Origin of the sequence: Actinoplanes sp. HUAS TT8 (genome assembly GCF_051380535.1) — a bacterium.
Classification (GTDB): Bacteria; Actinomycetota; Actinomycetes; order Mycobacteriales; family Micromonosporaceae; genus Actinoplanes.
On record NZ_CP195646.1, the window covers coordinates 5,612,587 to 5,636,902 of the forward strand.

The 24,316-nt window shown below is 68.3% G+C and carries 28 protein-coding genes and 1 pseudogene; 16 read left to right on the plus strand and 13 right to left on the minus strand.

The window, feature by feature from the left end:
• Position 1 precedes the first annotated feature (1 nt).
• The 4 genes from ACSHV8_RS25030 (at position 2) to ACSHV8_RS25045 (ending at position 3,284) form a co-directional block, all read left to right on the plus strand.
• Positions 2 to 844, plus strand: a complete 843-nt coding sequence (locus ACSHV8_RS25030) for a DODA-type extradiol aromatic ring-opening family dioxygenase (protein ID WP_436536280.1) — start codon at positions 2 to 4, stop codon at positions 842 to 844.
• Positions 845 to 934: 90 nt separating this feature from the next.
• Positions 935 to 1,549 carry a helix-turn-helix domain-containing protein gene (locus ACSHV8_RS25035; protein ID WP_436536282.1) on the plus strand — a complete coding sequence of 205 codons (615 nt, stop codon included), beginning with the start codon at positions 935 to 937 and terminating at the stop codon, positions 1,547 to 1,549.
• The gene (locus tag ACSHV8_RS25040) at positions 1,549 to 2,490 is read left to right on the plus strand and encodes an ATP-binding cassette domain-containing protein (protein ID WP_436536284.1); all 942 of its coding nucleotides are present in this window, start codon (positions 1,549 to 1,551) and stop codon (positions 2,488 to 2,490) included. Before ACSHV8_RS25035 ends, ACSHV8_RS25040 begins: the two co-directional genes overlap by 1 nt.
• Complete coding sequence (locus ACSHV8_RS25045) at positions 2,487 to 3,284, plus strand: ABC transporter permease (protein ID WP_436536286.1); 798 nt, start codon at positions 2,487 to 2,489, stop codon at positions 3,282 to 3,284. Before ACSHV8_RS25040 ends, ACSHV8_RS25045 begins: the two co-directional genes overlap by 4 nt.
• Positions 3,285 to 3,295: 11 nt before the next feature.
• Here ACSHV8_RS25045 and ACSHV8_RS25050 read toward each other — a convergent pair whose 3' ends face one another.
• Both ACSHV8_RS25050 and ACSHV8_RS25055 read right to left on the minus strand, forming a co-directional pair.
• The gene (locus tag ACSHV8_RS25050) at positions 3,296 to 3,982 is read right to left on the minus strand and encodes a hypothetical protein (RefSeq protein ID WP_436536288.1); all 687 of its coding nucleotides are present in this window, start codon (positions 3,980 to 3,982) and stop codon (positions 3,296 to 3,298) included.
• Complete coding sequence (locus ACSHV8_RS25055; RefSeq protein WP_436536290.1) at positions 3,966 to 4,475, minus strand: sigma-70 family RNA polymerase sigma factor; 510 nt, start codon at positions 4,473 to 4,475, stop codon at positions 3,966 to 3,968. The genes ACSHV8_RS25050 and ACSHV8_RS25055 overlap by 17 nt, the downstream gene beginning before the upstream one ends.
• A 243-nt stretch (positions 4,476 to 4,718) precedes the next feature.
• On the opposite strand from ACSHV8_RS25055, the gene ACSHV8_RS25060 reads away from it, so the two are divergent.
• Positions 4,719 to 5,498: a DUF3472 domain-containing protein gene (locus ACSHV8_RS25060; RefSeq protein WP_436536292.1), complete on the plus strand. Its 780-nt coding sequence runs from the start codon at positions 4,719 to 4,721 to the stop codon at positions 5,496 to 5,498.
• An 872-nt stretch (positions 5,499 to 6,370) separates the two neighbouring features.
• On the opposite strand, the gene ACSHV8_RS25065 is transcribed toward ACSHV8_RS25060, so the two are convergent.
• From ACSHV8_RS25065 to ACSHV8_RS25075, 3 genes are read right to left on the minus strand one after another with little or no spacing between them, the layout of a single operon-like run.
• Complete coding sequence (locus ACSHV8_RS25065) at positions 6,371 to 6,745, minus strand: helix-turn-helix transcriptional regulator (protein WP_436536294.1); 375 nt, start codon at positions 6,743 to 6,745, stop codon at positions 6,371 to 6,373.
• 8 nt (positions 6,746 to 6,753) lie between these two features.
• A complete protein-coding gene (locus ACSHV8_RS25070; RefSeq protein WP_436536296.1) occupies positions 6,754 to 7,029 on the minus strand; it encodes a hypothetical protein in 276 nt (91 codons plus the stop codon).
• Positions 7,030 to 7,040: 11 nt separating this feature from the next.
• Positions 7,041 to 7,415, minus strand: a complete 375-nt coding sequence (locus ACSHV8_RS25075; RefSeq protein ID WP_436536298.1) for a hypothetical protein — start codon at positions 7,413 to 7,415, stop codon at positions 7,041 to 7,043.
• A gap of 231 nt (positions 7,416 to 7,646) precedes the next feature.
• Here ACSHV8_RS25075 and ACSHV8_RS25080 point away from each other — a divergent pair, with 231 nt between their 5' ends.
• Both ACSHV8_RS25080 and ACSHV8_RS25085 read left to right on the plus strand, forming a co-directional pair.
• Positions 7,647 to 8,525 (plus strand): helix-turn-helix domain-containing protein, encoded by an 879-nt coding sequence (locus ACSHV8_RS25080; RefSeq protein ID WP_436536300.1) that lies wholly within the window; start codon positions 7,647 to 7,649, stop codon positions 8,523 to 8,525.
• 14 nt (positions 8,526 to 8,539) lie between these two features.
• A complete protein-coding gene (locus tag ACSHV8_RS25085; RefSeq protein ID WP_436536302.1) occupies positions 8,540 to 8,740 on the plus strand; it encodes a DUF397 domain-containing protein in 201 nt (66 codons plus the stop codon).
• A 64-nt stretch (positions 8,741 to 8,804) separates the two neighbouring features.
• Here the strand turns inward: ACSHV8_RS25085 and ACSHV8_RS25090 are convergent, their stop codons facing one another.
• From ACSHV8_RS25090 to ACSHV8_RS25100, 3 genes are all read right to left on the minus strand, one after another.
• Positions 8,805 to 10,031, minus strand: coding sequence for a phospholipase D-like domain-containing protein (locus tag ACSHV8_RS25090; protein WP_436536304.1), 1,227 nt, complete (start codon positions 10,029 to 10,031; stop codon positions 8,805 to 8,807).
• Positions 10,032 to 10,643: 612 nt separating this feature from the next.
• A complete protein-coding gene (locus ACSHV8_RS25095; protein ID WP_436536306.1) occupies positions 10,644 to 11,456 on the minus strand; it encodes a hypothetical protein in 813 nt (270 codons plus the stop codon).
• 420 nt (positions 11,457 to 11,876) lie between these two features.
• Positions 11,877 to 13,253, minus strand: a complete 1,377-nt coding sequence (locus tag ACSHV8_RS25100) for a helix-turn-helix domain-containing protein (protein WP_436536308.1) — start codon at positions 13,251 to 13,253, stop codon at positions 11,877 to 11,879.
• A 171-nt stretch (positions 13,254 to 13,424) separates the two neighbouring features.
• On the opposite strand from ACSHV8_RS25100, the gene ACSHV8_RS25105 reads away from it, so the two are divergent.
• Together ACSHV8_RS25105 and ACSHV8_RS25110 are read left to right on the plus strand one after the other, a co-directional pair.
• Positions 13,425 to 14,210, plus strand: coding sequence for a DapH/DapD/GlmU-related protein (locus ACSHV8_RS25105; RefSeq protein ID WP_436536310.1), 786 nt, complete (start codon positions 13,425 to 13,427; stop codon positions 14,208 to 14,210).
• Complete coding sequence (locus ACSHV8_RS25110; protein ID WP_436536312.1) at positions 14,207 to 15,382, plus strand: acyl-CoA dehydrogenase family protein; 1,176 nt, start codon at positions 14,207 to 14,209, stop codon at positions 15,380 to 15,382. The genes ACSHV8_RS25105 and ACSHV8_RS25110 overlap by 4 nt, the downstream gene beginning before the upstream one ends.
• Before the next feature lie 63 nt (positions 15,383 to 15,445).
• Here ACSHV8_RS25110 and ACSHV8_RS25115 read toward each other — a convergent pair whose 3' ends face one another.
• Complete coding sequence (locus ACSHV8_RS25115) at positions 15,446 to 15,919, minus strand: NUDIX domain-containing protein (RefSeq protein ID WP_436536314.1); 474 nt, start codon at positions 15,917 to 15,919, stop codon at positions 15,446 to 15,448.
• A gap of 121 nt (positions 15,920 to 16,040) precedes the next feature.
• Complete coding sequence (locus ACSHV8_RS25120; protein WP_436536316.1) at positions 16,041 to 16,916, minus strand: LysR family transcriptional regulator; 876 nt, start codon at positions 16,914 to 16,916, stop codon at positions 16,041 to 16,043.
• 69 nt (positions 16,917 to 16,985) lie between these two features.
• Between ACSHV8_RS25120 and ACSHV8_RS25125 the strand changes: the two genes are divergently transcribed.
• Complete coding sequence (locus ACSHV8_RS25125) at positions 16,986 to 17,858, plus strand: EamA family transporter (RefSeq protein WP_436536318.1); 873 nt, start codon at positions 16,986 to 16,988, stop codon at positions 17,856 to 17,858.
• Between the two features lie 426 nt (positions 17,859 to 18,284).
• On the opposite strand, the pseudogene ACSHV8_RS25130 reads toward ACSHV8_RS25125, so the two are convergent.
• A pseudogene (locus ACSHV8_RS25130) lies at positions 18,285 to 18,680 on the minus strand (TetR/AcrR family transcriptional regulator); the annotation flags it as partial.
• Between ACSHV8_RS25130 and ACSHV8_RS25135 the strand changes: the two are divergent.
• Complete coding sequence (locus ACSHV8_RS25135) at positions 18,577 to 19,311, plus strand: SDR family NAD(P)-dependent oxidoreductase (RefSeq protein ID WP_436536320.1); 735 nt, start codon at positions 18,577 to 18,579, stop codon at positions 19,309 to 19,311. The pseudogene ACSHV8_RS25130 and the gene ACSHV8_RS25135 overlap by 104 nt on opposite strands.
• Before the next feature lie 30 nt (positions 19,312 to 19,341).
• The gene (locus ACSHV8_RS25140) at positions 19,342 to 19,980 is read left to right on the plus strand and encodes an NADPH-dependent F420 reductase (protein ID WP_436536322.1); all 639 of its coding nucleotides are present in this window, start codon (positions 19,342 to 19,344) and stop codon (positions 19,978 to 19,980) included.
• Here ACSHV8_RS25140 and ACSHV8_RS25145 read toward each other — a convergent pair.
• Positions 19,955 to 20,299, minus strand: a complete 345-nt coding sequence (locus tag ACSHV8_RS25145) for a hypothetical protein (protein WP_436536324.1) — start codon at positions 20,297 to 20,299, stop codon at positions 19,955 to 19,957. The two genes, ACSHV8_RS25140 and ACSHV8_RS25145, sit on opposite strands and share 26 nt — an antisense overlap.
• 458 nt (positions 20,300 to 20,757) lie before the next feature.
• On the opposite strand from ACSHV8_RS25145, the gene cspE reads away from it, so the two are divergent.
• Positions 20,758 to 20,961 (plus strand): transcription antiterminator/RNA stability regulator CspE, encoded by a 204-nt coding sequence (cspE, locus tag ACSHV8_RS25150; protein ID WP_436536326.1) that lies wholly within the window; start codon positions 20,758 to 20,760, stop codon positions 20,959 to 20,961.
• Between the two features lie 84 nt (positions 20,962 to 21,045).
• Here the strand turns inward: cspE and ACSHV8_RS25155 are convergent, their stop codons facing one another.
• Complete coding sequence (locus ACSHV8_RS25155; RefSeq protein ID WP_436536328.1) at positions 21,046 to 21,759, minus strand: sensor histidine kinase; 714 nt, start codon at positions 21,757 to 21,759, stop codon at positions 21,046 to 21,048.
• 258 nt (positions 21,760 to 22,017) lie between these two features.
• On the opposite strand from ACSHV8_RS25155, the gene ACSHV8_RS25160 reads away from it, so the two are divergent.
• From ACSHV8_RS25160 to ACSHV8_RS25170, 3 genes are read left to right on the plus strand one after another with little or no spacing between them, the layout of a single operon-like run.
• Positions 22,018 to 22,407 (plus strand): hypothetical protein, encoded by a 390-nt coding sequence (locus ACSHV8_RS25160; RefSeq protein WP_436536330.1) that lies wholly within the window; start codon positions 22,018 to 22,020, stop codon positions 22,405 to 22,407.
• Entirely contained in the window at positions 22,404 to 23,606 is a 1,203-nt protein-coding gene (locus ACSHV8_RS25165) for a sensor histidine kinase (protein WP_436536332.1), read from the plus strand. The genes ACSHV8_RS25160 and ACSHV8_RS25165 overlap by 4 nt, the downstream gene beginning before the upstream one ends.
• Complete coding sequence (locus tag ACSHV8_RS25170; protein ID WP_436536334.1) at positions 23,606 to 24,286, plus strand: response regulator; 681 nt, start codon at positions 23,606 to 23,608, stop codon at positions 24,284 to 24,286. Before ACSHV8_RS25165 ends, ACSHV8_RS25170 begins: the two co-directional genes overlap by 1 nt.
• The last annotated feature ends 30 nt before the right edge of the window (positions 24,287 to 24,316 follow it).

The window sequence follows — 24,316 nt, forward strand, 5'->3', positions numbered from 1 at the left end:
CATGAAGCCCGCCGGCGCGTACGACGCACTCCTCGCCCGGGTGCTGCCCCAGGCTCGCGAACAACGCCTCTGGGAGCCGGCCGACGGCCCGCTGCCGGCCCTGTTCGTCAGCCACGGCGCCCCGCCCACCCTCGACGACGCGCAGTGGCTCGACGACCTGTTCACCTGGGGTCAGTCCATGCCGAAACCGCGGGCCATCGTGGTCGTCTCGGCGCACTGGGAGAACGCGCCGGCCGCGCTCTCCGGCACCGAGGCGGGCACCCCGCTCTACTACGACTTCGGCGGGTTCCACCCGCGGTACTACACGCTGCCGTACGCGACTCCGGACGCCACCGACCTGGCCCACCGGGTCGCCGGCACGCTCGGTTCGACGACTCCGGTGCACCAGTTCGTCGACCGGGGCCTCGACCACGGCGCCTTCATCCCGCTGATGGCCATGTACCCGGCCGCCGACGTGCCGGTCGTGCAGCTCTCCATGCCCAGCCTCGAACCGCAGGCGCTGCTCGCCCTCGGCCGGCGGCTGCGTGGCCTGCGCGACGAGGGCATCCTGGTCATCGGCTCCGGCTTCATGACGCACAGCTTCGCGGTGATGCGCAATCCCTCCCTGGCCGGCCACAACACCGCCTTCGACGAGTGGGCGGCGGACACGATCAGGCGCGGCGACGTCGACGCGCTGGCCGATTACCGCGCCAAGGCGCCGGGCGTGCGGATCGCCCACCCGACCGCCGACCACTACGTTCCGCTGCTGCTCACCATGGGTGCGGCCGGCGACCCGACCACGGCGACCTCCCACATCGAGCGCATGGTCTTCGGCAACTCGATCCGTTCCATCAAGGTCCAGTGACGCCTGGTTGAGGCCCGGCCGGGGCGCTGCCCACGGCCGGGCTTCAACGCGATCTACCGTTATCACTATCGATAGTGATAGTGTTCCGATGTGGATTTACCGAAGGACCGATGGGCCGACCTGGCCCTGCACCCGGTGCGGATCCGGATCCTCCGGGCCGTCGCGGGTTCCCGGCTGACCACGCAGGATCTCGTGGTGCTGCTGCCGGACATCCCGCACGCCACGCTCTACCGGCACCTGGCCACCCTGGTCAAAGCCGGTCTGATCGAGGTCGTGGAGCAACGGCGGGTCCGCGGTGCCGTCGAGCGGGTCTACGCGCTGCCCGCCCACGGCGCCACGCTTGACGCCGCCGCCCTGGCCACGGCCACACCCGAGGACCACGCGCGGTATTTCACCGCGTTCGTGTCGAGCCTGCTGTCGGAGTTCTCCCGCTACCTCGCCCGGGACCGGGTCGACTTCATCGCCGACGGGGCGGGCTATCAGCAGGTCGTGCTCCACCTCGACGACGCCGAGCTGGCGAAGTTCGCCGCCGACCTCGGTCAGATCCTCGGCCCGCTGCTCGGCAACGGGCCCGGTCCGGGCCGGGTGCCTCGCCTGCTCGCCACCGTCCTGCTGCCGGCCGATCAGCCGGCCGCCACCGAGGCCGCACCACCGGCGCCGGAGCCGGCCAAGCGCTCCGGCCAGGGGGAAAAGGGGAACACGTGATGCCGTCAGCCACGGTTACCGACGACGACGCCGGCCCGACGATCGAGGTCTCGCACCTGACCAAACGGTTCGGTGCGGTCACCGCCGTCCACGATCTGAGTTTCACCGTCGAGCCGGGAGTGGTGACCGGTTTCCTGGGTCCCAACGGCGCCGGCAAGACCACCACGATGCGCGTCCTGACCGGTCTGGTCTCCCCCACGTCCGGCTCCGCGACGATCAACGGCCGGCCGTACCGGCGCCTGGCCGATCCGTCGCGCACCGTCGGCGCGGTGCTGGACGGGGGCGCCTTCCATCCCGGCCACACCGCCCGCGATCACCTGCGGGTCTATGCCGCGATGGGCGGCTACCCGGATCGCCGGGTCACCGAACTGCTCGATCTGCTCGGCCTCGCCGACGCCGCGGGCCGCCGGACCCGCGAGTTCTCCACCGGCATGCGGCAGCGGCTCAACCTGGCCACCGCCCTGCTCGGCGACCCGCGGGTGCTGCTGCTGGACGAGCCGAGCAACGGCCTCGACCCCGAAGGCATGCTGTGGCTGCGGGGATTGCTGCGCGGGCTGGCCGACGACGGACGCACCGTCCTGATCTCCAGCCACGTGCTGAGCGAGGTTCAGCAGCTCGTCGACGACGTGGTGGTCATCCGCGGCGGCCAACTCGTCGCCGCCGGTCCCTGGTCACGGCTCGCCGGGCCACCGGCGGTGCTGGTGCGCTCCCCGGACAACGACCGGCTGATCGCGGTCCTGCGGGCGGCCCACCCCGGAGCGGACTCCCCGCGGGTCGAGGACGCCGGCGACGGCCGGCTGCGGGTCAGCGGTCTGTCCGCCCCCGGCATCGCCGACCTGGCCGCCGAGCACCGGATCCGGGTGCACGAACTGGTCGCCGAGAACAGCAGCCTCGAACAACTCTTCCTCCAGCTCACCACCGACAGGGCGGTTACCGCATGAAGAACCTGGTCACAGCCGAGTTCCGGCGGCTGCTCGCGACGCGCCTCCCGGGCGGCCTGCTGCTCGCCGCGGTGCTCATCGGCGGCGGGCTGATGGGCGCGATGGCCCTGGTCGGGCCGGAGAACTTCGACCCGCCGATGCCCGGGCTGGACACCGAGGCCGGCATCCGCGCGATCCTCGGCCTGCTCGGCTACACCGCGTTCGTGCCGGCCGCCGTCGGCGCGCTGGCCGTCACGTCCGAGTACCGGCATCGCACCGCCGCCGTCACGTTCCTGTTCGCACCCCGCCGGGGGCGGGTGCTGGCGGCCAAACTCGCCGTCTACGGCGCCGCCGGGCTGGCCTACGGCCTGGTCCTCGCCGGCACCGCCGCCGCGGCCCTGTTCTCCGTCGCCGCCGTCCGCGGCATCACGCTGGGGTTGCCCGCGGCGACCGTGATCACCCTGCTCGCCCGGATCGGCCTGGCCATGCTCGTCTACCTGCTGATCGGCGCCGGCGTGGGCGCCCTGCTGCGCAACCAGGTCACCGCCCTGCTCGTGGTGATCGGCTACCTGTACATGAGCGAACCGCTGCTGATGATGATCCCGGGCGTCAACGCGCTCTATCCGGTGCTGCCCGGCGGCGCCACCGCGTCCCTCACCGACTTCACGTACCTCGCCGACGCCATCTCGCAGCAGGTCGGCAGCAGCGCCGTGCACCTACTGCCGCCGGCCGCCGGCGCGCTGCTGCTGACCGGGTACGCGCTGGTCGCCGCCCTGCTCGCGGTCGTCCTGCCCCTGCGCCGTGACATCACCTGAGCTCCCCCGGCCTACTGCGCGGGCGCGATCTTCAGCTCCACCCGGCTGCCCGTGCCGCGGGTCGTCAACTGGTCGGCGGCGTTGATACGGATCGACGAACCGTTGAGGCTCAACACGTACACCTGCTGGTTGGAAATGGGGGTCAGCGTGAACCGCTGATCGCGTCCGGAATCACAGAGCCGGACCCGGATGCTGCCGTCGGCGGCACCGGCCATGCAGACCGGCCCGGCCGGGCGTGCATCCGCCTGGGCGATGCTGAACGTCGCGCCCTGCGGTTGCAGCAGCCAGCGGCCGCGGGCGGCGTTGTCCTCGCCCGGGTACTGCTTGGTCTGGCCGGTGTCGGCCAGCACGTGATCGTCGTCGTCGGCGCCGGCCACCACCTGACTGCCGGCGCCGGCGGCCAGCCGCAACGTGACCGGCGACTTACCGGTCAGATCCGGGGCGGGCGCGGTGCTCTCCTGCACCGGGCCGGCCGCCGGGATCGACACCCGCTCCGGCTGGCGCGGACCCCACTGCGTCACCGCCGACGTCGCGATCGCGGCCACGGCCAGACCGGCGGCACCGGCGGCCAGGCGGGCGCGACGCCGCCGCTGCCGGCCGCGGCCGATGACCGCCTCGACGGGACGGACCTGCAGCGTACGGCTGCCGTGGTTGGCTATCACGGTCAGCTGATCGTGCAGTTCAGGCTGCGGATTCACGGCTTACGCTCCTCGGGTTCTGGTCGGCGAGCAGGGTCGCCAGGGCACGGCGCCCGCGGGCGAGGCGGGCTTTCACGGTTCCGGTGGGTGAATTCGTCTCGGCGGCGATGTCCTGCACGGACAGGCCGACGAGGTGGTGCAGGACGATGTCGCGGCGCTGGGCGGCCGGAAGGTTGCGCAGCGCCTGCATCAGAACGACATGGTCGAGGCTGAGCCCGTCGATCTTCTCGTCGACGGCGTAGCGGTGGTGCGCCCGGATCCGGGTGATCGCTTTGCGCCAGCCGCTGATCGCGATGCGCGAGGCGACCCGCCGCACCCAGGCTTCCGGGCTGTCCGCCGCCGAGACGGTCGGCCAGCGCTGCCAGGCCCGCGCGAACGCTTCGGCGACGGCGTCCTCGGCCTCGGCCCGGTTGCCGGTCATCACGAACAGTTGCCCGAGCACCCGCGCGGACGACGCCGCGTAGAAGTCCTCGAAGTCCGACCTACCTGGCAATGTCTCGCTTCCTCACCTTCCACGGGCCCGTCCGGCCGATGTCGGAGGATGACGCCCGAGCCCACCGGCCGGTTGCTCGAAGTGACCGCAGTCACACCGCGCTCGTCGAGGGGCCACCTTCGGGTTAGCCCGCTCAGCCAGTATCAATGCTTTCGAACCTGAATGTCCGACTGTCCCGTTGTGCCGGTCGGCGAGCCTGACAACGCTGAGCACCAACAGGGGCGCTTCAGGCAGGAGAACACAGTGAAACGAACCGGAGCTCAACTTCTGGCGATCCTGCTGGCGGCGATCGCCGCGGTCGCCGGCGAGCAGTCGAGCGCCCACGCGGCCGGCCAGCACCAGAACGCCAACCTCTACGCCTACTGGAACTTCCACGGCCACAACGGATTCTGGAACGTCGACCAGCAAGTGCGGATCGCCCAGAAGGCGTCGGCCAGCTACTGGGCGATGAACTTCGGCTTCACCGCCACCCCGAACGAGGGCGGCTACCTGGGGCTGCAGACCAACGGGCAACGCTTCAACGGCAGCACCGGTGACACCGCGATCTTCTCGCTCTGGAATGCGAACGCCACCCGAGGGGCCAACTGCGGCAGCTTCGGCGGGGAGGGGACCGGCAAGAGCTGCCGGATCGCCTACCCGATCGGCACGGGCGTCTACTACCGGCTGCGGGTCTGGCGGCTCGAGACGGACTCGGCCGGCCAGTGGTGGGGTGCCTGGATCGCGAACCCGGCCACCGGCCAGGACAGCCTCATCGGGCAGATCCGTGTGCCGAGGTCGAAGGCCCTGCTGACGACGCCGATGAACTTCAGTGAGTACTTCGGCCCGGCCAAGACCTGCGACACGGTCCCGGTGTCGGTCGCCTACTTCACCCAGCCGGCCGCCAACTCGCGCGGCGGCGGCTCCTACGACTTCGGCTCGGTGTTCACGTCGTCCAGCCGGGGCGCCTGCACCGGCGGGAACGTCCGGGTCGCCACCGTGGGCTCGACCAAGGCAGCGGTGGTCACCATGGGCGGCCACCGCTGAGAGCGGGTCTCCCGCACACCGTTGGCGGCAGCCCGTCCGGTGCGCTTGCTCGGGACCTCGCCCCGAGCAAGCGCACCGGACGATCCCAGCGAGACAAAGGCCAGCTCACCGTCGCGGATCGCCTCACGCAGCCGGTGCTCCGCCCGCGAGCGCCACGCCCCCGCCAGCCGCGGCGACAACCCCAACCGCTCCCCCGCCTCACCGAGCGTCGCGTCCTCAAGTCGCGTCGCCGCGATCAGCTGCGCCTCGTCCGCGTCGACCACCCCGGCCGCGACCGCCCGCGCCAGCACCAGATCCGGATGATCCGCCGGCCGCGGCGGCACGATCGACCCCGGCATCCCCGTACCCCGCAAGGGTCGATCCGACGGCAGATCGCGCACCTTGCGGGCCGCCCGCACCCCGGAGTCGATCAGCCGGCCGCAGATCCGCGGCGCGTCGAGGTCGATCGTCCGCAGCGCCGCCACGAACCCGGCCAGCAGCTCGGCATCCACATCCTCGTGATCACCGGCCCACCCGGCCGTCAGCTGCCCAGCCGCGCGCCGCAGCCCCGGCATCGCCACCCCGACCGCGCCGATCACCCAGCCCGGCCCGTCCCGGCGAGCCCGGATCACCAGCTGCCGCCACACTGCGTCCCGGGTCGCCGCATCGGTCCGCGGACTCAGCAGCCGAGTCCGCAACCGATCCAGCGGCAGCGGCCCCTCGGCCCCGCCGACGTCCTCGACCAAAACCGTCGGCGGCCTCACCAGCAGCAAAAACGCACGCTGAGCGACGGTCAGCGGTGACGCCGTCCACGTTCGGGAAGACATGCCCACCCCACGAATCAAGATCAGGCACCAGCCGTACGCCGGTGCTCGATCCCCATCCGCGCACGCTCACCCAACAGTTGGCGAACCGTTGCCGGCCTTGGCCAGGAACAGTCCGAGCAACTCGCCGAGCGGTCCGATCGATTCGTCCTCGATGAATACCTGTCCGCCTTCGGCGAGATAATCCGCCACCCGCTCGGCCAGTAGCCGGAATGCCTCGCCCTCGTCGTCCCGCGGGCCACAGATCCGTTCACCGGCCCGCCACCGGCGGATCCAGTCGTCGACCTGGCTCTCCCACCACACGCGCCCCATCGACAGTTCCTGAAAGGGCTTCGGAAAGTCGTCGCGGTCGGCCAACTGTTGGACGCGTTGGCGGGAAACACCGAGCCGGATCGCTATCTCCCGCGCACCCAACAACGGCAGCGCCTTACCCAACACGGTCACCGGCCCGCCTACTCGCCGGCCTGCAACAGCTCGTAATGGCCGCGCGCGTTGTGCCGGACCGCATGCTCCTGCCGCCCACCCTCGGAAGCGGCGGTCACCGCGGCCACGAACCGCCGCAACGCCTCGGGAACCTGCTCCGGATGCGGCCGCAGAAATATCACCCCGCGCCGCCCATCGAGATTGATCCCGTTGATACTCAGCGGAACCCCGTCCAGGTTGATCTGAACTTCAGCGTCCATCCCGAGCGCGTCGAGCGCCGCGATCAGCTCGCTCTGCGTGATCACAGGCCGTCCTTTCAAAGACAATTCGATGGGGTACGAACATTCGCCCGCAAGTCGGTGGGGCCCGGCGCCGCCGACACGGATGCGATGGCTGCCCTCAGCCCGTCGACATCCGCGCTGCTGAGCAGCCGCCGCTGGTCCCCCTCACGGGTCGCGGCCCAGAACTCCGCCCGCTCCGCCTCGGCCGGGTAATACCAGGCCACCCATCCGGGGAAGTCCCGCTCGATCGCCACACAGCGTTCGAGCGCTTCCGGCGTCCACCCGAGCAGGTCCACCAGCAGCATCCGGGCTCGGCGCAGGCCGCCCGGCCCGTACCTGTTCAGCCGGGCAAACGCCCCGAGCACGGCATCACTGGCCGCAGGCCCGAGCCGCCGCATCTCCCCGCTCATGGGGGTATGGCCCTGTTTTCCTCTGTGCATCGTGACCTCCGTGGTCAGCAAGGCACGTTTCCCCACGTCCTGACCCCTGCCGTCATCGGCAAGATCACCAGGCGTGATGGCGGGATAACGTATGCGCGACAGTACAAGTACCTCATGTACTTTTGCAACCGGTCAAAGATGCTCCCCTCATCCCAACGCCGCGTGCACGCGCGGGAGACTCATGAACAGGAGCCCCCACGGATGGAGTCGCAACCGATGCCGGTTCGCAGGCAAGCACCGACCGTCGCCCGCCGACGCCTCGCTGCCGAGATGCTCGAACTGCGCACTGCTTCCGGCCGCAGTCGCGAGACGGTCGGCCTGGACACCGGCTTGTCGCAGGGCGCTCTACATCGGATCGAGACCGCGAAGACCACGCCGCAGGCCGGCACCCTCAACCACCTGATGGACTACTACGGCGTCACCGACCCGGAGAAGCGCGCCGCCATGCACGAGCTGCGGAAACGCTCCAAGCAGCTCAAGTGGCTGGAACTCTTCGAGAGTGGCTCGATTCCGGACATCTACCGGTCACTCGCCTCATTCGAGGCCGACGCGGCACGCATTTCGGTCTACGAGAGCCTTTTCGTCTTCGGACTGCTGCAGACCCGCGCCTACGCCGAGTCGGTCATCCGCGCGATCGCGCCGGAGCTCCCCGAGGAAGAGATAGAGACGCGGCTCGACATCCGAATGCGGCGCCAGGAGGCGCTGACCGGTCCGGCCGCGCCGCACCTCTGGGTCATCCTGGATGAGGCAGCAATCCGACGCCAGGTCGGTAACGTCGAGGTTCATCGCGAGCAGATGACCCACCTGGTCGCGATGTCGCAAAGGGCGAACATCACGCTCCAGGTGATCCCCTTCAGCGCGGGCGCTCACGGCGGGATGCCGGGGTCCTTCCACCTCCTCGAATTCCAGGAGCCCGACGTCCCGCTGGTTTACATGGAAAACGCTGGCGGCGGACTCTTCGTAGAAACAGACTCGGAGGTGGCCTGGTACCGAACCACCTTCCAGCGCCTCGCCGCCCAAGCTTTGAGCCCCCGAGACACAACGCAAATGATGGAAAGGGCGGCTTCGGCCGCCGACTAGAAGAGGAGCGACGCGTGGACCTCACCAACGCACGCTGGAAGAAGAGCACCCGCAGCGGTGCCAACGGAAGCTGCGTCGAGGTGGCGATCACCGACGAAGGCGTCGCAGTGCGGGACACCAAAGACCGCAGCAAGACACCACACACCTACACCCACGCCGAATGGCAAGCCTTCATCGGCGGCGTCAAGGACGGCGAATTCGACCTTCCCGCCTGACCGCTCGCATCGCAGTAGGGCCGCGCCCGTTGCCGGGCGCGGCCCTAATTTTGAACTTCGGCCCTTACTTGCAGGGGTAGTTCGAGGCGGTGCAGGCGACGCCGTTGTTGTAGGCGTCGTTGAAGTGGGTGAAGTACGCGTCGTAGAGCGGGTGGGTGGTGCCCGACTCCGGCGCCATCTTCACGAAGATCTCGTCGTTGTCGGTCAGCGCGTCCGCGCTCCAGTTCTGCGAACCGGTGTAGATCCGGTAGTTGTAGGTGTCGCCGAACTTCGCGTACAGCGCGAAGAACTTGTCGTGCACCATGTCCATCCGGTGGATCTTGATCCCGGCGCCGATCAGGTCGTCGTAGACGCTCTCGGTCATGTCGATACTGCCGTCGGCCTTGGTGCCGACGACAACCCAGATCTGGCAGCCCTCCGACTTGAACTTCTTGACCAGGCTGGTGATGCCGGGACGGCCGCCGGTGATGAAGGCCATGCCGATCCGCAGCCGGCAGTTCGCGTCCGGGGTGGCGTCGTTGAGCCGGGTGACGATGGTGTCGGTCTCACCCGCGGCCTCCGGGGAGGCGTATGCGTCCGCGGCGGTGGCCTGGTAGTACCCACGACCCGAGGCGGAGTCGTAGTAGTTGTTGCCGGCGACGTGCTTGCCGTTCCACATGTCGGTGAAGTTGGCGTTCAGGCCGTTCATCAACGCGGTGTCGCCGTAGACCGTGATGGCGTTGTTGAACGAGTTCGGGCCGGTCGTGTACGTCATGTTCGCCGAACCGAACCAGGAGACGTTGGACCGCGTGACACCGTTCGGGTCGGTCGTGGACGTGAAGGTGAACATCTTGGTGTGCATGTCACCGTCGCCGCTGGTGCTGATGCAGGCCCGGCCCCCGGTCGACGCGTACGAGCAGAATTTGTGGTTCTTCAGCGTCTTGAGCAGAGCGACGCCGGAGTCGGTGGACGCCTCGTTCTTGCCGTCGATCACGACCTTCACGATGACTTCGCGCTTCTCCGCGTTCACCAGGGCTTGCGCCACCGAGTCGATGCTCAGCGAGTGGAGGGTCCCCTGGATGGTGGATCCCTTGGGCGCGGCGTCGATCAGCCGCTGCAGCTCCAGGTGGATGGTGTTGTCCGCGCCGTTCGCGGCGGCGTGCGGGTTGTTGAAGTGCGCCCAGACCGGGTAGCCACCGATCGTCGCCTGCACCGAGCTCGCGGCCGCGGCCGGCGTCGCCGCCGGAATAACAAAGGCGAACCCGCTCAGCACCAGAGCGAGCCCCGCCCTCAACAAATTGCGTTTCCGCAAAGTTCCTCCCCGTTTCATGATCCGCTGAAGCAGGGAATACTACCTAGAATTGCACATGCGTCAATTCGACGTCCACCCATGCCTACGTGACGGTGGCGGTGAACGTGTTGCCGGCCGGCCCGTACGGGTCCGCCGAACCCGATGCGGTGTCAGCCGACCGGAACTCCCACCCGGTCGCCGGCGCCGGGCTGACTGGAGATCGAGGTCGCCAAAAGAGTCGACTGCGACGGTCTCGCTGCCCGACGACAGGTCGCCTGTTGCTGACGCGGAACTCGTGGTGCGCCGCGCGGTCCGCCTGGTCCTACGAGACCATGCACAGGCGACGGGTCAACCGACGCTCTCCTGACGAAGGGGCCAACGAGGCACCTGGCCACTTTCGCCACCACGGAGTGATCGGCCGGCACCCGAACTCTCGATAAACCCCTCGATAGAGCACTCCGGAGGCGAGGGAGAGGTAATGGGAGCAAGCGTAGTAAAGAGGTCGCGCTGTACGACCCTCCTGACCTGCGTAGAAATACTCTTCGACGCTGTTGGGCGCTCTTTATGGAGCGCTCCTGCGTGAAACGTTCTTGAACAGGCAGAACCTAAGGGCGGGTGAGGAGATCGCAGGGACTACTTATCGGGATAACCACGCGATGCACAAAGGTCGGCGATGCGGCGTTCAGAAACAATTTCTTCCTGAGGGTTTCCATTGACCTGGTCGTGCCCAAGAGATTCATATAACAAGCGTTCTTCTGCACGGATATCGCCGTCACCGGAAAACTCGGCGTGATAGGTAAATTTTTCGAGGGCGATGGCGGCTTGCTCGTGCTGCCGGTCGGTTGCCTGGCTGGCGTGCGGATTATTTCGCTGGAACTGGAAGAAGAACGCGCACGCCGACGAAGCCGTCGCGGGCGTTACGAAGGGCAACTTAGTGGAGACTTCATTTCCTGAGTCGCGGCACAGGTCGACCATCTTGCGGAGCGTTCTCCCCGCCTCTATATCGAGCCGCACCATCTCACCGTCGTTCTTGCCGGCATAACCGATACTGGCCGTCTTCTGGGCGCTGAACTGTCGGGCGATAGTCTTCGCCTGATCCGACTCGGATTCATTGGCTGCCGATGTCAGTGCTCCAATCGCCTCGAATCTCTCTTTATCGGCTTCCTCGGTGTTTCTCGCCTTCCCACCGGATACCGATCCTAGAGAAGCGACTCTGAATGCTGCGTCGATATAGTCACCCGTTGCGGTACACGTGCGAGCCAATTGCTCGCGCTTCTTTTCCGCCCCCTCGGAGATCAGCTGGATGATGCCCCACGTAGACACGGCAAAACTCACCGCAAGAATCGAAACGGCGTATTGCCGGCGTATCCCGGACCAGCCGAATTTGCGCCCGACCAGCATGACCGTTCCCACGATAATGCATGTTGCTGACAGCGCCAGAAGCATCCAACCAGGACTCTGGAGAACTCCGGACGAGTCAGCAAAAATTCCGAGAACCCCGGACGCTGGATATGCATAGAGAAGGATATTGGTAACCCACTGCGGTGCCGAACTGGCCGGCCCCGGCGGCGTGATGGGCTGCCCCTGCCGCCGCCGGCGCCGATTATTGCGACCTGGCAAGATCAACCTCCATCAGTATCGAATAAACGGACTCCATCCCTATCCCACGAGGCGGCGGGGCGCAATGGTCGCGAAGCTTCGGAACTATGCCCCATTTATCGCGTAAGGTGCTCATACCGATTCTGTTAACCAGCTGGCACAGACACGCTCACCGGGAGAACCGACGCTGCCCCCCACATATCAAACCTCGGCCCACGTTCCAGAGACCGGGCGGACAGCTTCGGGAGCATCGACGACCTGGTAGCGTCAGCTAATTCCGTTGTGAGTCCGCGAACTCGCAACGTCTGTCACAACGACTTCAGACGACACCGACACGGGTGGCGAACTGGCGTATGCCGGAAAGACTGCGGCTGGCCGGGGCCGAGAGCAGATCGTGAGTGAGGCGTTGCGCCCATGGACGGTAACGCACTTCTTCAGGGGCGTCGCGTTCAGCGGCCAGCAGCGTCTCGAACGCGGCGGCCGGCCTTCCGCGGCCGTGGAGCGCCAGGGCAGCGTCCTCCCAGTAGCGGACGCGGCGTTCAATATCGGTAATGGCGCGTGGGTCGACTTTGCGGGCGTAGTCGACAGCGGCACCGTAGTCGCCGAGTGTGCGCGCGATGCTGATGCGATAAACCGCGAGTTCGGTGGAATTGAAGCGAGCCGACGTTCCGGCGGCGTGCGCGGGTTGTGCGGCCTCGGCCAGCAGGGCCCATGCCGCGTCTCGGTCGTCGCGGGTCGCGGCGGTGTAGGCGGCCCGGCGAGCAGCTGGCCGTACATAGCGTGATAGGCCGCAGTGGTGTCGGAGGCCAAGCTGCGCAGCTGTGCTGCGGCTTCGAACACAAGTGCCTGGGCGCTGTCGCCGTGATCGGCGCGGCGCAGCACGGTCGCGGCCAGTCGTTGGCTTTCGGCCAGGATCAGTGGGTCGTTGCCGGTCCGTGCGGCTTGTACAGCACGGTCAGCGGTAACGCATGCCAAGCCGTTGTCGTACAGCTTGATCAACAGCTGAGTGGCGACACCGTACGCCTCGGCCAGTTGCTGGGCCGCCGCGGCCTGACCGTCTAGACCGGTCGTGCGGGAGCCTGCGGACGCCTGGGCAAGCAGCTTCGGCAGGCGACGGGCGAGTCGGGTATAGCGGGTGGCACGGTAGTCGGCGCGGGCAGCCGCGATCTGCGCGGCCAGTTGCTGATGGGACAACGGTTCGGCGGTGAGCCGGCCGAACAGCACGTCTTCGATGGTGTTACCACTCGGCGCGGCCTCAGCCAGGGTCGCCGGTAGCGCAGCGGTGGCGCCGAGCGCGGCTGCGCCTGCAAGGAAATTGCGTCGCTGCACGGTGTCACCCTCTCCGTCCACGGTTGTGGTCAGGTTAGACCCGCCGACCGGCCTGGGTGGGGTTGCCAGGCCGAGCATTTGTGCAGGTACGTCGTACAGGTCAGCCAAGGCACGCAGCTCGGTGACATCGCGGATAGCGCGGCGTCCACTCTCCAAGCGCGACAGTGTGGACGCCGAGTAGCCGCCGGCCGCGCCGAGCTGCTCAAGGGTCAAACCGGCCGCGATCCGGGAGAACCGCAGGATGGCGGCGTAGTCGTGTGCTTGGACAGCTTGCTGCACCGCGGTGTTCGCGGCCCACTGCGGTGGTGCGTTCACGGTTAGCTCCGTTCATCGCACGAACATTGAGCCTCACCGCCTGATTGCAGATCACGCAAGTCGTTTGCACGGAAAGTGACGTGCCTTCTTTTCGGATCCTGGCGCCGCTGCACTCGAAGCAGGGCTCGCCGCTCCTTCCAGCGGCTAGTAGATAGATCCGAAGGAGTTCCGATGTCACTCTCGAAAGAGATCACCGAGCTGCGGTCCGCCGCCGAGTTGATGCAGGCCGGGCTGCTGCAGGTCGGGCCGGGCTGCCAGTTGCATCCCACGACCGTGTTCGTGCCCGCCGATCTGAAGGGGAAGTCTCGCCCGATCGTGATCGGCGGGTACGTCACCGTCGGCGCGTACGCGGTGCTGCACGGCGGCCTGACCATCGGCGAACAGGCCTACATCGGTCATCACACGATCCTGGGCGAGCCGGAGTACGGTTACGCCGTCCGCGGGCTCTATGCCGGCGCCGGCGCGGATACCGTCCTGGGCGACCGGGTGATTGTCCGGGCCGGCGCAATCGTCTATGCCGGGGTGACGATCGGCAACGACACGACGATCGGGCACCACACGTTGCTGCGCACCGATGTCACGGTCGGCACGGCCAGCCAGCTGGCCGCGAATCTCACCATCGAGCGTGGTGCGCGCATCGGCTCGCACGTACGGTGCTCCCCCGGTTCGCACCTGACCGCAGACACGGTCGTCGGTGATCATGTGTTCCTCGGCGCGGGAGTACGAACGATCAACGACAAGCAGCTGATCTGGCGCGACCCTGAGCGCGAGATGCCACTGAACCCGCCCGTATTCGGCGAGGGCTGCAAGGTCGGCACAGGCGCCGTTGTGCTGGCCGGCGTGGCAGTAGGCCGCAACGTGTTGGTCGGCGCCGGGTCGGTGGTCACGCGCGACGTCACCGACGACACGATCGTGTACGGCGTACCCGCCGTATCGCACGGGTGGGTAGCTCGATGAACGCGGTGGCCTGGCTGGAGCCGCTACGCAGCAGTGTCCCGGAACTCCGTACCGCGGCCTGGCACCACTTGGAGCATTTTGACGCGGCGCTCGGTGAGTTGTTTCGAGCCGCACCATCGCCGGGTGATGTCGTGGCCTGGTCGGCATGGCTGCGCGAGGCGCGCCGTTCGCTCGCGGCCCGGGGGCACCTGGTGCCGGCTGGTCCGGCGGGCATCCTGTGGCAGTTCCTCGCTGGTGCCCGCGACCTCGACCTGCGCGACTGCGTCGGACCGGGGCACGGCGCAATGGTGCTCACACACGCGCCCGCGGCCACCGCCGAAGTCTGGGACCGACGTCTAAAAGCCGGAGAACTGATCGGGATCGCGGCCACGGAGCGGCACGGCGGCTCGCGAATCCGCGAGATCACCACCCGCGCCATCCGCGCCAACGACGGGCTCTGGCGGCTAAGCGGTGAGAAATGCTGGGTTTCGCGGCTTGCCGAGGCGGCAGCGTTCGTCGTGTTCGTTCGCGGGCCGAACGAGCACATCAGTGCCGTAGTCGTTGACGCCGACGATCCGAATCTGGAGCGCGAGATGATCGAGCCGGCCGGGCTGGGCGGCTGGACATGGGGCGTGCTACGCCTGCACGACGTATGCGTTGATCCCAGCCTCGCGCTGCTGGGCCGGCCCGGCTGCGGACTGGAAGTCTTCCACCAGCATTTCGCGCGATTCCGACCTCTGGTCACTGCCACCGCCCTGGGTGCCGCTGCCGGCGTTCACAGCTTGGTCACGGGCACATTGGCCGACCGACACCGGTCGGGTCGTCTGCAGCGGATCCGGGACAACGCGTCGATCACCATCGGCCGTACCCACACCGAAATCACGGCATCGCTGCTCGCTGTCCTGGCCGCCGCCCGGCTCGCCGAAGCCGGGCACCCTGATGCCGGAACGTTCGCGCGGCTGGGAAAGGCCGCAGGTGTAGACACGGCAGTCCGGGCCGTACACGATCTTGCGCCGCTCATCGGCGCCGCCGGCTTCCAGCGAGGTCATCGGATCGCGAAGGCCCAGACCGATCTGGCCGGTTTGCTCTACGCCGACGGGATCCACGACAGCCTTTACCGTGCGGGCGGCGTCAGTTTGCTGGCTAATGCTTCTGGCCCGCGGCGACGATCGCCGTCCGCAGCGGCCGCGTGACCGCAGGTCGCCCACGCTCAGGTTCCGCGCGGTCTTTGACTCGCGGAACCTGAGCGTGGGTCGTCAGATCGCGACGGAACCGTTCTCCAAGTACAACGCTGTGCCGTCAGCCCGGGCCCGCAGCGCCGCGGTGATCCGCCGAGCCAGCAACTCCGACAGCCGCTCGCCTGCCTCCCGCTCGGTGCTCCAAGCCCAGCTACGCAATTCCTCGATCGGCAAACGGATTTGGGACGTCTGCTCCGGTGCCAGAATTCCGCCGTCGAAGAGCATCATCAGACCTTCGGTGCGCCCCTCGCGCGGTGGCACCCAGTCGGTCACCAGCAGCCGACCCGGTCGGACCGGCAGGCCGAGCTCTTCCTTGAGTTCGCGTGCGACCGCGGTCAGCGGAGACTCGCCGGCCTCGACCGCACCGCCCGGGATCTCCCAGTAGTCCTTGTAGGTCGGCTCAACCAGCAGCACCCGGCCCTGACCATCGGTAAGTAGCGCGCCAGCCCCCATCCGCTTGCGCGGCAGCGTAACGGTGAAGTCTTGGGTCACCGAGCCAGGTTAACGGCACACCGGCTCAGTCCTGCGATTCGAACAAGATCTGGTCGGAGTGAGTCCACCCGGACCGGCCTGTCCCCCTCCTGAACGGCACCACGCCCAGCTGCGGATAAATTCAGGGCTTCTCACGGCGAGTGGTGGGAATCAGTCTCCGGGCGAGGGTCAGGAAGTCCGGTACGGCCGGGTGGCTCGGTGGCTGCTTCCAGGCCAGCTGGACCGGGACGGCCGGTGCGCCGACGAGCGGGATGTAGGCGACAGCCGGATTCGGATACGTGGCCGCGGTGGCCGTGGTGGTGACGCCGACCGCGTGGCCGGCGGCGATGGCGGCGATCCAGTCGTCGGTGTTGGCGACCTCGACGGTGTCGTCCGGGGTGTCATCAGCAGGCCAGAGGCCGAGGGTTCCGGTGCCGGTGATGGTGTTGACGGCGATCGACTGGCCGCGGAGATCGCCCAGGGTGAGCCGTGTTTTCCGGGCGAGAGGGCTGTCAGCGGCGACGGCGGCGACGCGCGGTTCGAGCAGTAGGACCACGGTGTTCACCTCGGCGGGCAGGTCGGCCTCGCCCCGGATGACGGCGATGTCGACGGCGCCCCGGTCGAGCCCGGCGCTGCGATCGTCGACGCGCAGCAGCTGCAGGGGCGTGTCCGGGTGTTCCCGCTTCCACCGGCGCAGCAGCGGCGTGGTGTGTTCGCCCAGGGCGGACCAGGCGTGGCCGAGGCGCAGCGGCCACGCCCCGGCGCGGGCGGGGTCGAGGGCCTCGGCGACGGCGGTGACCGCGGCGGCGGCTCGCGGCTGGAATGCGCGTCCGGCCGCGGTGAGCTGCAGGTGATGGGTGCTCCGGTCGATCAGGCGGACGCCGAGGTGGGCTTCCAGCTGGCGCAGGGTGCGGGAGAGCGCGGGCTGCGTCAGGTGCAGCCGGGCCGCGGCCCGGGTGATGGCGCCCTCGTCGGCGATGGCCAGGAAGGCCCGCAGATGCCGCAGCTCGACGGTCATAACTGCAGAGCATAACCGCAGCATATTCGGCATTTCCCGGGCCGCGCGGCGGCTCCTAGCGTCGATCTCATGGTCAACGCTGCTGACATATCGGTGCCCTCGACACGACAGGCCGGGGCGGTCGGGCTGGTGCTGGCGGCTTTGCTGTCGGGTCCGTTCGGCGGTGCGGTCGCGGCGCTGCTGTTCCCCCGCGTCGGGGTCGACGGCGTCGTGACCTTGCGGCTGACGATCGCGGCGCTGGTGCTGCTGGCGGTCTGCCGCCCGCGCGTGCGCGGATATCGGCGCGCGGACTGGTTGCTGATCGCCGGGTTCGGTGCGGCCCTCGCCGGCATGAACACCCTGGCCTACCACGCGATCGCGCTGATCCCGCTCGGACCGGTGGTGATGCTGGAGGTGCTGGGACCGCTCGCACTGTCGGTGGTGACCGCCCGCCGCGCGGCGAGTTGGCTGTGGGCCGGCCTGGCCGCCGCCGGGGTGGCATTACTGAGCAGCACCGGGTTCGATCGACTCACCCCGGCCGGGATCGGCTTCGCGGCCGCGGCCGGCGCGGTCTGGGCCGGGTACATCGTGGCCAGTGCCCGGGCCGGGCGACGCTTCCCCAAGGCTGACGGCCTGGCCCTGGCCATGACCGCCGCCGCCGTGATCACGCTCCCCTTCGGCGTCGGCACAGCACAAACCAGGCTATTGCCTCCGTACGTCTTGACGATGGGCGCTGCCGTGGCGCTGTTGTCGTCCGCGCTGCCCTACACCCTGGAGCTGCTGGCACTACGCCGCATGCCCACCACGACCTTCGCCGTGCTGATGAGTCTCGGGCCGGCCGTCGCGGCCGTCGCCGGCTATGTCGTTCTGCACCAGCAGCTCACCCCGGCCGAGGGGCTGGCCATCGCGCTGGTCGTCGCGGCCAACATCGGTGCCGTCCGGACGCGTGAGTCCGCCGGATGACCGCAGATCGTCGGACCTGGCTCCGTCGAGCGCCGTCCGGGACGGCTGACGCGGGAGAGCGTTGTCGACCAGGACGGCGGCGATGGCCGCGGCGGTGGTGAAGGCGTCGGCGTTGAGGACCCGGCTGCGGGCCGAAGCGCCGTCCAGCAGCAGGGCCAGCTGCTCGCCGAGCTGCTCGGGGTCGGCGGCACCGGCCTCACGGGCGGCGTCGGTGAGCCGTACGGCGAAAGCTTTTTTGTAATCGTGGGCATAGACGCGGGCCGGATGGCCGGCCTCGGGGATCTCGACGGCGGCCGCGATGAACGGGCACAGCGGTGAGTGGATGTCGAAGACGGCCAGGAGGCGCTCGCGCGGCGTGAGGTCGGAGCGGTCGAACACCTCGGGCAGCACGTCCGGGTCGAACCGGCGCAGGTATTCGGCGATCAGCTCGTCCTTGCCGGCGAAGTGCTGGTAGAGCGTGCGTTTGGACACCTCGGCGACCGTGCAGAGCTGGTCCAGGCCGGTGCTGTTGATGCCCTGCTCGCGGAACAGTTGCTGGGACGCGCCGAGGATGCGCTCGCGGGCGCCCCGGCCGCGGCGCAGGCCCCGAGGCCCCTTCTCCAGCTCTGCCACCCGCCCAGCATAGCCACGGGTACCGATCGGTGTACATAGCTTGCGCCCCACCTGAGGGCCCGCTACGTTAAGTACGCAGATCGGTGTACATAACGAAGGGGTCGTCATGGGCAAGCTCGATGGCAAGGTCGCGGTGATCACGGGTGGGACGAGCGGGATGGCGCTGGCCGGCGCCAAGTTGTTCGTCGAGGAGGGCGCGTACGTCTTCATCACGGGCCGCCGCAAGGACGCGCTGGACGAGGCCGTCCAGCTGATCGGCCGCAACGTCACCGGCGTCCAGGGCGACTCGGCCGACCTCGCCGACCTGGACCGCCTGTTCGAGACGGTCAAGCGGGAGAAGGGCGCGATCGACGTGCTGTGGACCAGCGCCGGGACCGGCGAGCAGGGCAAGCTCGGCGAGATCACCGAGGAGCAGTTCGACGCCGCGTTCTCGCTGAACGCGCGCGGCACGCTGTTCACCGTGCAGAAGGCGCTGCCGCTGTTCAACGACGGCGGTTCGATCTTCATGACCGGGTCGAACGCCTCACTGCGGGGATTCCCCAACTGGAGCGTGTACGCGGCCAGCAAGGCCGTGCTGCCCGCCTACGCACGGGTGTGGGTGTCCGAGCTGCGCGACCGCCGGATCCGGGTGAACGTGCTGACCCCTGGGCAGGTCGCCACGCCGATCCTGGCCGAGGTGATGGACGAGCAGACGAAGGCGCAGTTCGAGTCGGTGATCCCGCGGCGAGAGATGGGCCGGCCCGAGGAGATCGCGTCGGTCGCGCTGTTCCTCGCCTCGGACGACTCCAGCTACGTCAACGGCATGGAACTGGTGGCCGACGGCGGCGCCACGGCGATCTGAACACCCTCACTCGACAAGAAAGCACAGGTCATGACCACTATCAGCATCATCGGCTCGGGCAACATGGCCGCCGCCATCGGCACCCGGGCGGCCGGGCACGGCCACACCGTCGAATTCATGAGCCGCAACGCCGCCAAGGCTCAGGCACTCGCCGACGAGATCGGCGACAAAGCCACCTTCGGTACGTTCGGCGCGCGGCCGTCGGGCGACATCGTCATCCTGGCCGTCCTGCACGCGAGCACGGTCAACGTGGTCACGCACTACGGCGATGCGCTGGCCGGCAAGATCCTCGTCGACATCACCAACCCGTTCAACTCCGACGTCAACGGACTCGTGACCACGGCGGGCAACTCGGTGACCCAGCAGATCGCCGCCGTCGCCCCCGACGGTGCCCACGTTGTGAAGGCCTTCAACTCGATCTTCCGCGGTGTCCTGGCCGGGGATCGGCCGCTGGACGCGTTCTTCGCCGGCGACAGCGCCGAGGCGAAAAAGCAGGTCGCGGCGTTCCTGGAGAGCTTGGGCCTGCGGCCCCGAGACGCGGGCGGGCTCGAGATGACGAACGCCCTCGAATGGGCCGGGGTTCTCCTGGTCGGCTTGGCCCGCAGCGGCGCCGGCTTCGACATCTCCCTGGTCGCCGCGGCCTCTAATGACACAGCAGAAGGAGCTTGACCCCTACCCAGCAGGATGCGGTTACGACAAGCGCGACGGCGAGGAGGGCACGAAGGACGATCGGTCCTGCCCTCCGACCGTTCCAGGTAACCGGCAGCAGTTGCTCCACGGCGACCGCAACTATCCACAAAAGCAGCAGCAGGTGGTAGTTCAGGTCCCGGACCTCGTCGGAAAAGGCGCTGCCGTTTCCGTTGCCGCCGTAGTTCGAGCAGCCGCGCACATCGGTGGCCGGCTGGAGCGCCACCGTCAGCACGAGCAGCAGGACACCGCCGGTCAGCAACGCCCAGAAGCCGGCCAGCGGGGACCGCCGCTTCGCCAACCCGGCACGTTCACCTTCGAAAAAGAAGATCGTCGACTCCCTGGGGTGGCATAGAAGCTGCTGCCGATGATCGAAGCGGGCGGCGTTCAGCCTGGAGGATATCGGCGCTGTCGACCCGCCCCCGGTCCCGACCCGGGTGTCCCGTTCCCGGGTCCGCCTCCTGGACAGGTAGAGATGTTCAGCGACGCCGCAGCCCGCTCAGTCCGCGTGTCTTGTGCCGGCCCGGACGTCGGCGACGGAGCTCACTCCAACCCGGGTGGACCCCACTCGGGACAACATGTGCTAGTGTGACCACGTTGCAGTTTTGATTTCCGTAGACGTTTTTTAGCGCCTGATGGGTAATTTGAAACCCGTCCAGGCGCTTTTTCGTTGTTCGTGTCGTTTCGACGCGGGTGATCAACGCGGCGGCGTCAGGGGTCCGCACAGTGCGGCCTCCTACAGCCTGCGAAGGAGCAGACATGACTACAGGCACCGTGAAGTGGTTCAACGCTGACAAGGGCTTCGGCTTCATCACCCCGGACGACGGCGGCGCCGACGTCTTCGCCCACTTCTCCGCGATCGCGTCGAGCGGCTTCCGCAGCCTCGACGAGAACCAGAAGGTGGAGTTCGACGTCACCCAGGGCCAGAAGGGCCTGCAGGCGGAGAACATTCGCCCGCTCTGATCGACGATCCACGAACGGCGGTCCGCTCTCGGCGGGCCGCCGTTCGGCGTTTCCGGCACCCGATCAGTCCACCCGACGTACCGATCATGGTTTGTCGATGTCGGGAACGGTGAACCAGAAGCGACTGCCGCCGCCGGGGTTCTGGTCGACGCCGATACGTCCGCCGTGGCGTTCGACGATGCGCTTGCAGATGGCCAGGCCGAGTCCGGTGCCGGGATAACCGGCGCTGTTGGCGCACCGGTGGAACGGGTCGAAAATCTTGGAACGGTCGGCGGCCGGGATGCCGATGCCGCTGTCGGCGACCTCGACGAGCACCGAACCGTCGATCTGCGGGTGGGCGCTGATCTCGATACGGGACGTCGTTGCGCGCCGGGCGTATTTGACGGCGTTGCCGACCAGGTTGTCCAGCACGTGCCGCAGCAGACCGGCGTCGGCCGGCACGTCCGGCAGCGTCTCGCCCACGACGATCTCGGGCGGATCGGCACCGGTGAGGACGTGGTCGGCGATGACGTCGGCGACCATCCCGCTCAACGACACCGAGGTGATGTCGAGCGTGTGATCGGCCTTGGCGTAGTCGAGCAGGTCCTGCGTCAGCCGTGTCATCCGGCCCAGGCCACGCTCGATCGCGGCGAGATCGCGGGCGAAGCGTTCGTCCAGAACGTCGGCGTAGTCGGCCCGGATCATGTCGACGTGCGCGGTAACGCTGGCCAGCGGGTTTTTCAAGTCGTGCGAGGCCATGACCATCAGGGCGCGCAGCTCGGCCGACGCCGGCGTCTCTTCCGATTCTTCCCTGGCCATCCGCTGCACTCCCCTGTTTCTCATCGGTGATCGCTGAGGTAATCGTCGTTTCACCAGCTCCCGTACGCGTCGGGCCGGCGCTGTAACTTGCCTCTGAGCCCCGGGCGGGTCATGAGGGCGGGGAGATACCGCCACGGTCTGACCCCGGGCCCGGAGACGGATACCCCCCGGGGACTACCGCCACAGCGGTACGAGGACCCCTCGGATTTAACGCTGAAGCCGGTCGCGCCGGGCTTCGCCAAGCCCGACCATAGGTTCATGACCGACAAAGCAAACATCTGGCATATTTCGCTCGGCCTGCTCGGGACGGTGGGGGTCTGCGCCTTGACCCTCCTGGCTGGCGCGCAGGAGGCCCAGGCCGCACCGGCGGCCGACGACCCGAGCATCACCACCGCGCCGCTCCAGGACGGAACGCGGACAGATCTGACGCCGATCAGCCCGTCAAGGATCACCCTGTCCGGCGCCATGTCCGGGTTTGTCCCCGATGGTGACCAGGTCTCCACCGGTGTCCCCGACGTCGTCGTGCGGAAACCTCCGCCGGGGCCGAAGGGTCCCTGGTGGAACCCCAACAAGCCGCCGATGGAACTCGACACCGAGATCACCGTGCCGGGAGGCATTGGGATCGGATCACTGGCGCGTGCAAGATGAACGCGATATCCCGGTTACGCGAGCGGAAGCTGCTCTCCGGATTCCTGATCGTGGGTGCCGCCGCAGCGATCGACCTTCTGGTCTGGGGCGACGGCAACGGCCTGCGCGCCGGCGGAAACGCACCGCCGTGGGTGGTCCCGGTCGGCAGTCTCGCCACCCTCGCCACCCTGCTGCTCCGGCGGCGTCTCCCCCTGCTGGTGTTCGCCGTCCAACTGCTGTGGGCGAGCGCCTGCGGGTTCTGGTTCACCGACTACACACCCGTGATCGGGCTGTTCGTGGCGCTCAACGAGCTGGCCCACCACCGGTCCAAGCTCCAGTCGGTATCGGCCTGGGTGGCGTGCCTGATTCCCTACATGCTGTTCGTGCACGGCGAGGGTAACGGCCCGTGGCAGCTCACCTTCGTGTTCGTCTTCATGCTCATCACCGGAACGGCATGGCAGATGGGCGACCGCAGCCGGCTCGCCGATCAACTCGCCGCACAGCAGGCCGCCGAACGCGCCGCCGCCAGCGCCACCGCCGTGCGCGCCGAGCGGCTGCGGATCGCCCGCGAACTGCACGACATCGTCGCCCACGCCGTGAGTGTGATGGTTCTCCAGGTTGCCGGCGCGCGGGCCGTGCTCGCCAGCGACCCGCACCGCGCCGAGATCGCCCTGGAGACCGTGCAGGACGTCGGGCGACAGTCCATGAACGAACTACGCCGGCTGCTCGGCCTGCTGCGGTCGGCCTCCACCGATCCCGACGAGACGGACGACGACCAGCAGCCGGGTCTGGACAGCATCGACATGCTGCTGGCCAACGCCCGCGCCGCCGGGCTGACCGTGGACAAGCGGACAGACGGAACACCGGGACTGCTGGACCCGAGCGTGAGCCTGGCCGCGTACCGCCTCGTGCAGGAGGCGCTCACCAACGCCCTCAAACACGCCGGGCCGGGAACCGCGGCCCAGGTCGTCCTGAGCTGGGCGCCCGAGCAGCTCACGGTCACCGTGCAGAACGACGCGCCGCCGCCGGGCCGACGACATTCCGCCGCCGCGCCGATGTCCACCGGGCACGGGCTGCTCGGGCTCCGCGAACGCATCCAGACCACCGGCGGCACCCTGCACACCGGGCCGAGCCCGGACGGTTTCGTCGTCCAGGCCGTTCTGCCGACGGCCATCCCGCTGTCCGCCCTGTCGCTCGCGCCGGAGAGGATCACGAGCTGATGCCGATCACCCTGCTCCTCACCGACGATCAGACGCTGATCCGCAGCGGGCTGGCCATGATGCTCTCGGTCCACCCCGAACTCGAAGTGGTGGGCGAGGCCGGCAGCGGCGACGAGGCCATCGCGCTGACCCGCGAGCTGACACCGGACGTCGTCCTCATGGATCTGAACATGCCCGGCATGGACGGCATCGAGGCAACCCGGCAGCTCACCGCCGACGACTTCACCCCGGACCCGGACTACACCGCGAAGGTGCTGGTGCTGACCGGGCTCGGCGACGACGAGCACGTCTACGCGGCCCTCCGCGCCGGGGCATCCGGATTCGTGCTCAAGGCCGCCGCGCCGGCCGAACTGACCACCGCGATCGAGTGCGTGGCCAGGGGCAACGGCTACCTCGCCCCGAGCATCACCCGCGGGGTCATCGCCGGCATCGCCACCCGGCCCTCCCCGGCCCGTCCGACGGCCGGCATCCTGGATCGGCTGACGCCCCGCGAGCGGGAGATCCTGACATTGATCGCGTACGGCCTGACCAACGAGGAGATCGCCGCCCAGCTGCACCTCGCCATGGCGACCGTGAAGACCCATGTCTGCCGGATCCTGATGCGGATGGAGGTGCACGACCGGGCGCAGGCGGTCGTCGTCGCGTATCAGAACAGACTCGTGACACCGGCCACCAGGTAAGCGGCTACCGGCGGGGACGCCTCACGTTGG

Excerpts from the sequence above, each read along its gene's own strand:
- ACSHV8_RS25030 (WP_436536280.1), top strand. The coding sequence starts at position 2 with ATGAAGCCCGCCGGCGCGTACGACGCACTCCTCGCCCGGGTGCTGCCC.
- ACSHV8_RS25040 (WP_436536284.1), top strand. The coding sequence starts at position 1,549 with ATGCCGTCAGCCACGGTTACCGACGACGACGCCGGCCCGACGATCGAG.
- ACSHV8_RS25045 (WP_436536286.1), top strand. The coding sequence starts at position 2,487 with ATGAAGAACCTGGTCACAGCCGAGTTCCGGCGGCTGCTCGCGACGCGC.
- ACSHV8_RS25075 (WP_436536298.1), bottom strand. The coding sequence starts at position 7,415 with ATGAGCGGGGAGATGCGGCGGCTCGGGCCTGCGGCCAGTGATGCCGTG.
- ACSHV8_RS25080 (WP_436536300.1), top strand. The coding sequence starts at position 7,647 with ATGGAGTCGCAACCGATGCCGGTTCGCAGGCAAGCACCGACCGTCGCC.
- ACSHV8_RS25095 (WP_436536306.1), bottom strand. The coding sequence starts at position 11,456 with ATGCTTCTGGCGCTGTCAGCAACATGCATTATCGTGGGAACGGTCATG.
- ACSHV8_RS25105 (WP_436536310.1), top strand. The coding sequence starts at position 13,425 with ATGTCACTCTCGAAAGAGATCACCGAGCTGCGGTCCGCCGCCGAGTTG.
- ACSHV8_RS25110 (WP_436536312.1), top strand. The coding sequence starts at position 14,207 with ATGAACGCGGTGGCCTGGCTGGAGCCGCTACGCAGCAGTGTCCCGGAA.
- ACSHV8_RS25120 (WP_436536316.1), bottom strand. The coding sequence starts at position 16,916 with ATGACCGTCGAGCTGCGGCATCTGCGGGCCTTCCTGGCCATCGCCGAC.
- ACSHV8_RS25125 (WP_436536318.1), top strand. The coding sequence starts at position 16,986 with ATGGTCAACGCTGCTGACATATCGGTGCCCTCGACACGACAGGCCGGG.
- ACSHV8_RS25135 (WP_436536320.1), top strand. The coding sequence starts at position 18,577 with ATGGGCAAGCTCGATGGCAAGGTCGCGGTGATCACGGGTGGGACGAGC.
- ACSHV8_RS25140 (WP_436536322.1), top strand. The coding sequence starts at position 19,342 with ATGACCACTATCAGCATCATCGGCTCGGGCAACATGGCCGCCGCCATC.
- cspE (WP_436536326.1), top strand. The coding sequence starts at position 20,758 with ATGACTACAGGCACCGTGAAGTGGTTCAACGCTGACAAGGGCTTCGGC.
- ACSHV8_RS25155 (WP_436536328.1), bottom strand. The coding sequence starts at position 21,759 with ATGGCCAGGGAAGAATCGGAAGAGACGCCGGCGTCGGCCGAGCTGCGC.
- ACSHV8_RS25160 (WP_436536330.1), top strand. The coding sequence starts at position 22,018 with ATGACCGACAAAGCAAACATCTGGCATATTTCGCTCGGCCTGCTCGGG.
- ACSHV8_RS25165 (WP_436536332.1), top strand. The coding sequence starts at position 22,404 with ATGAACGCGATATCCCGGTTACGCGAGCGGAAGCTGCTCTCCGGATTC.
- ACSHV8_RS25170 (WP_436536334.1), top strand. The coding sequence starts at position 23,606 with ATGCCGATCACCCTGCTCCTCACCGACGATCAGACGCTGATCCGCAGC.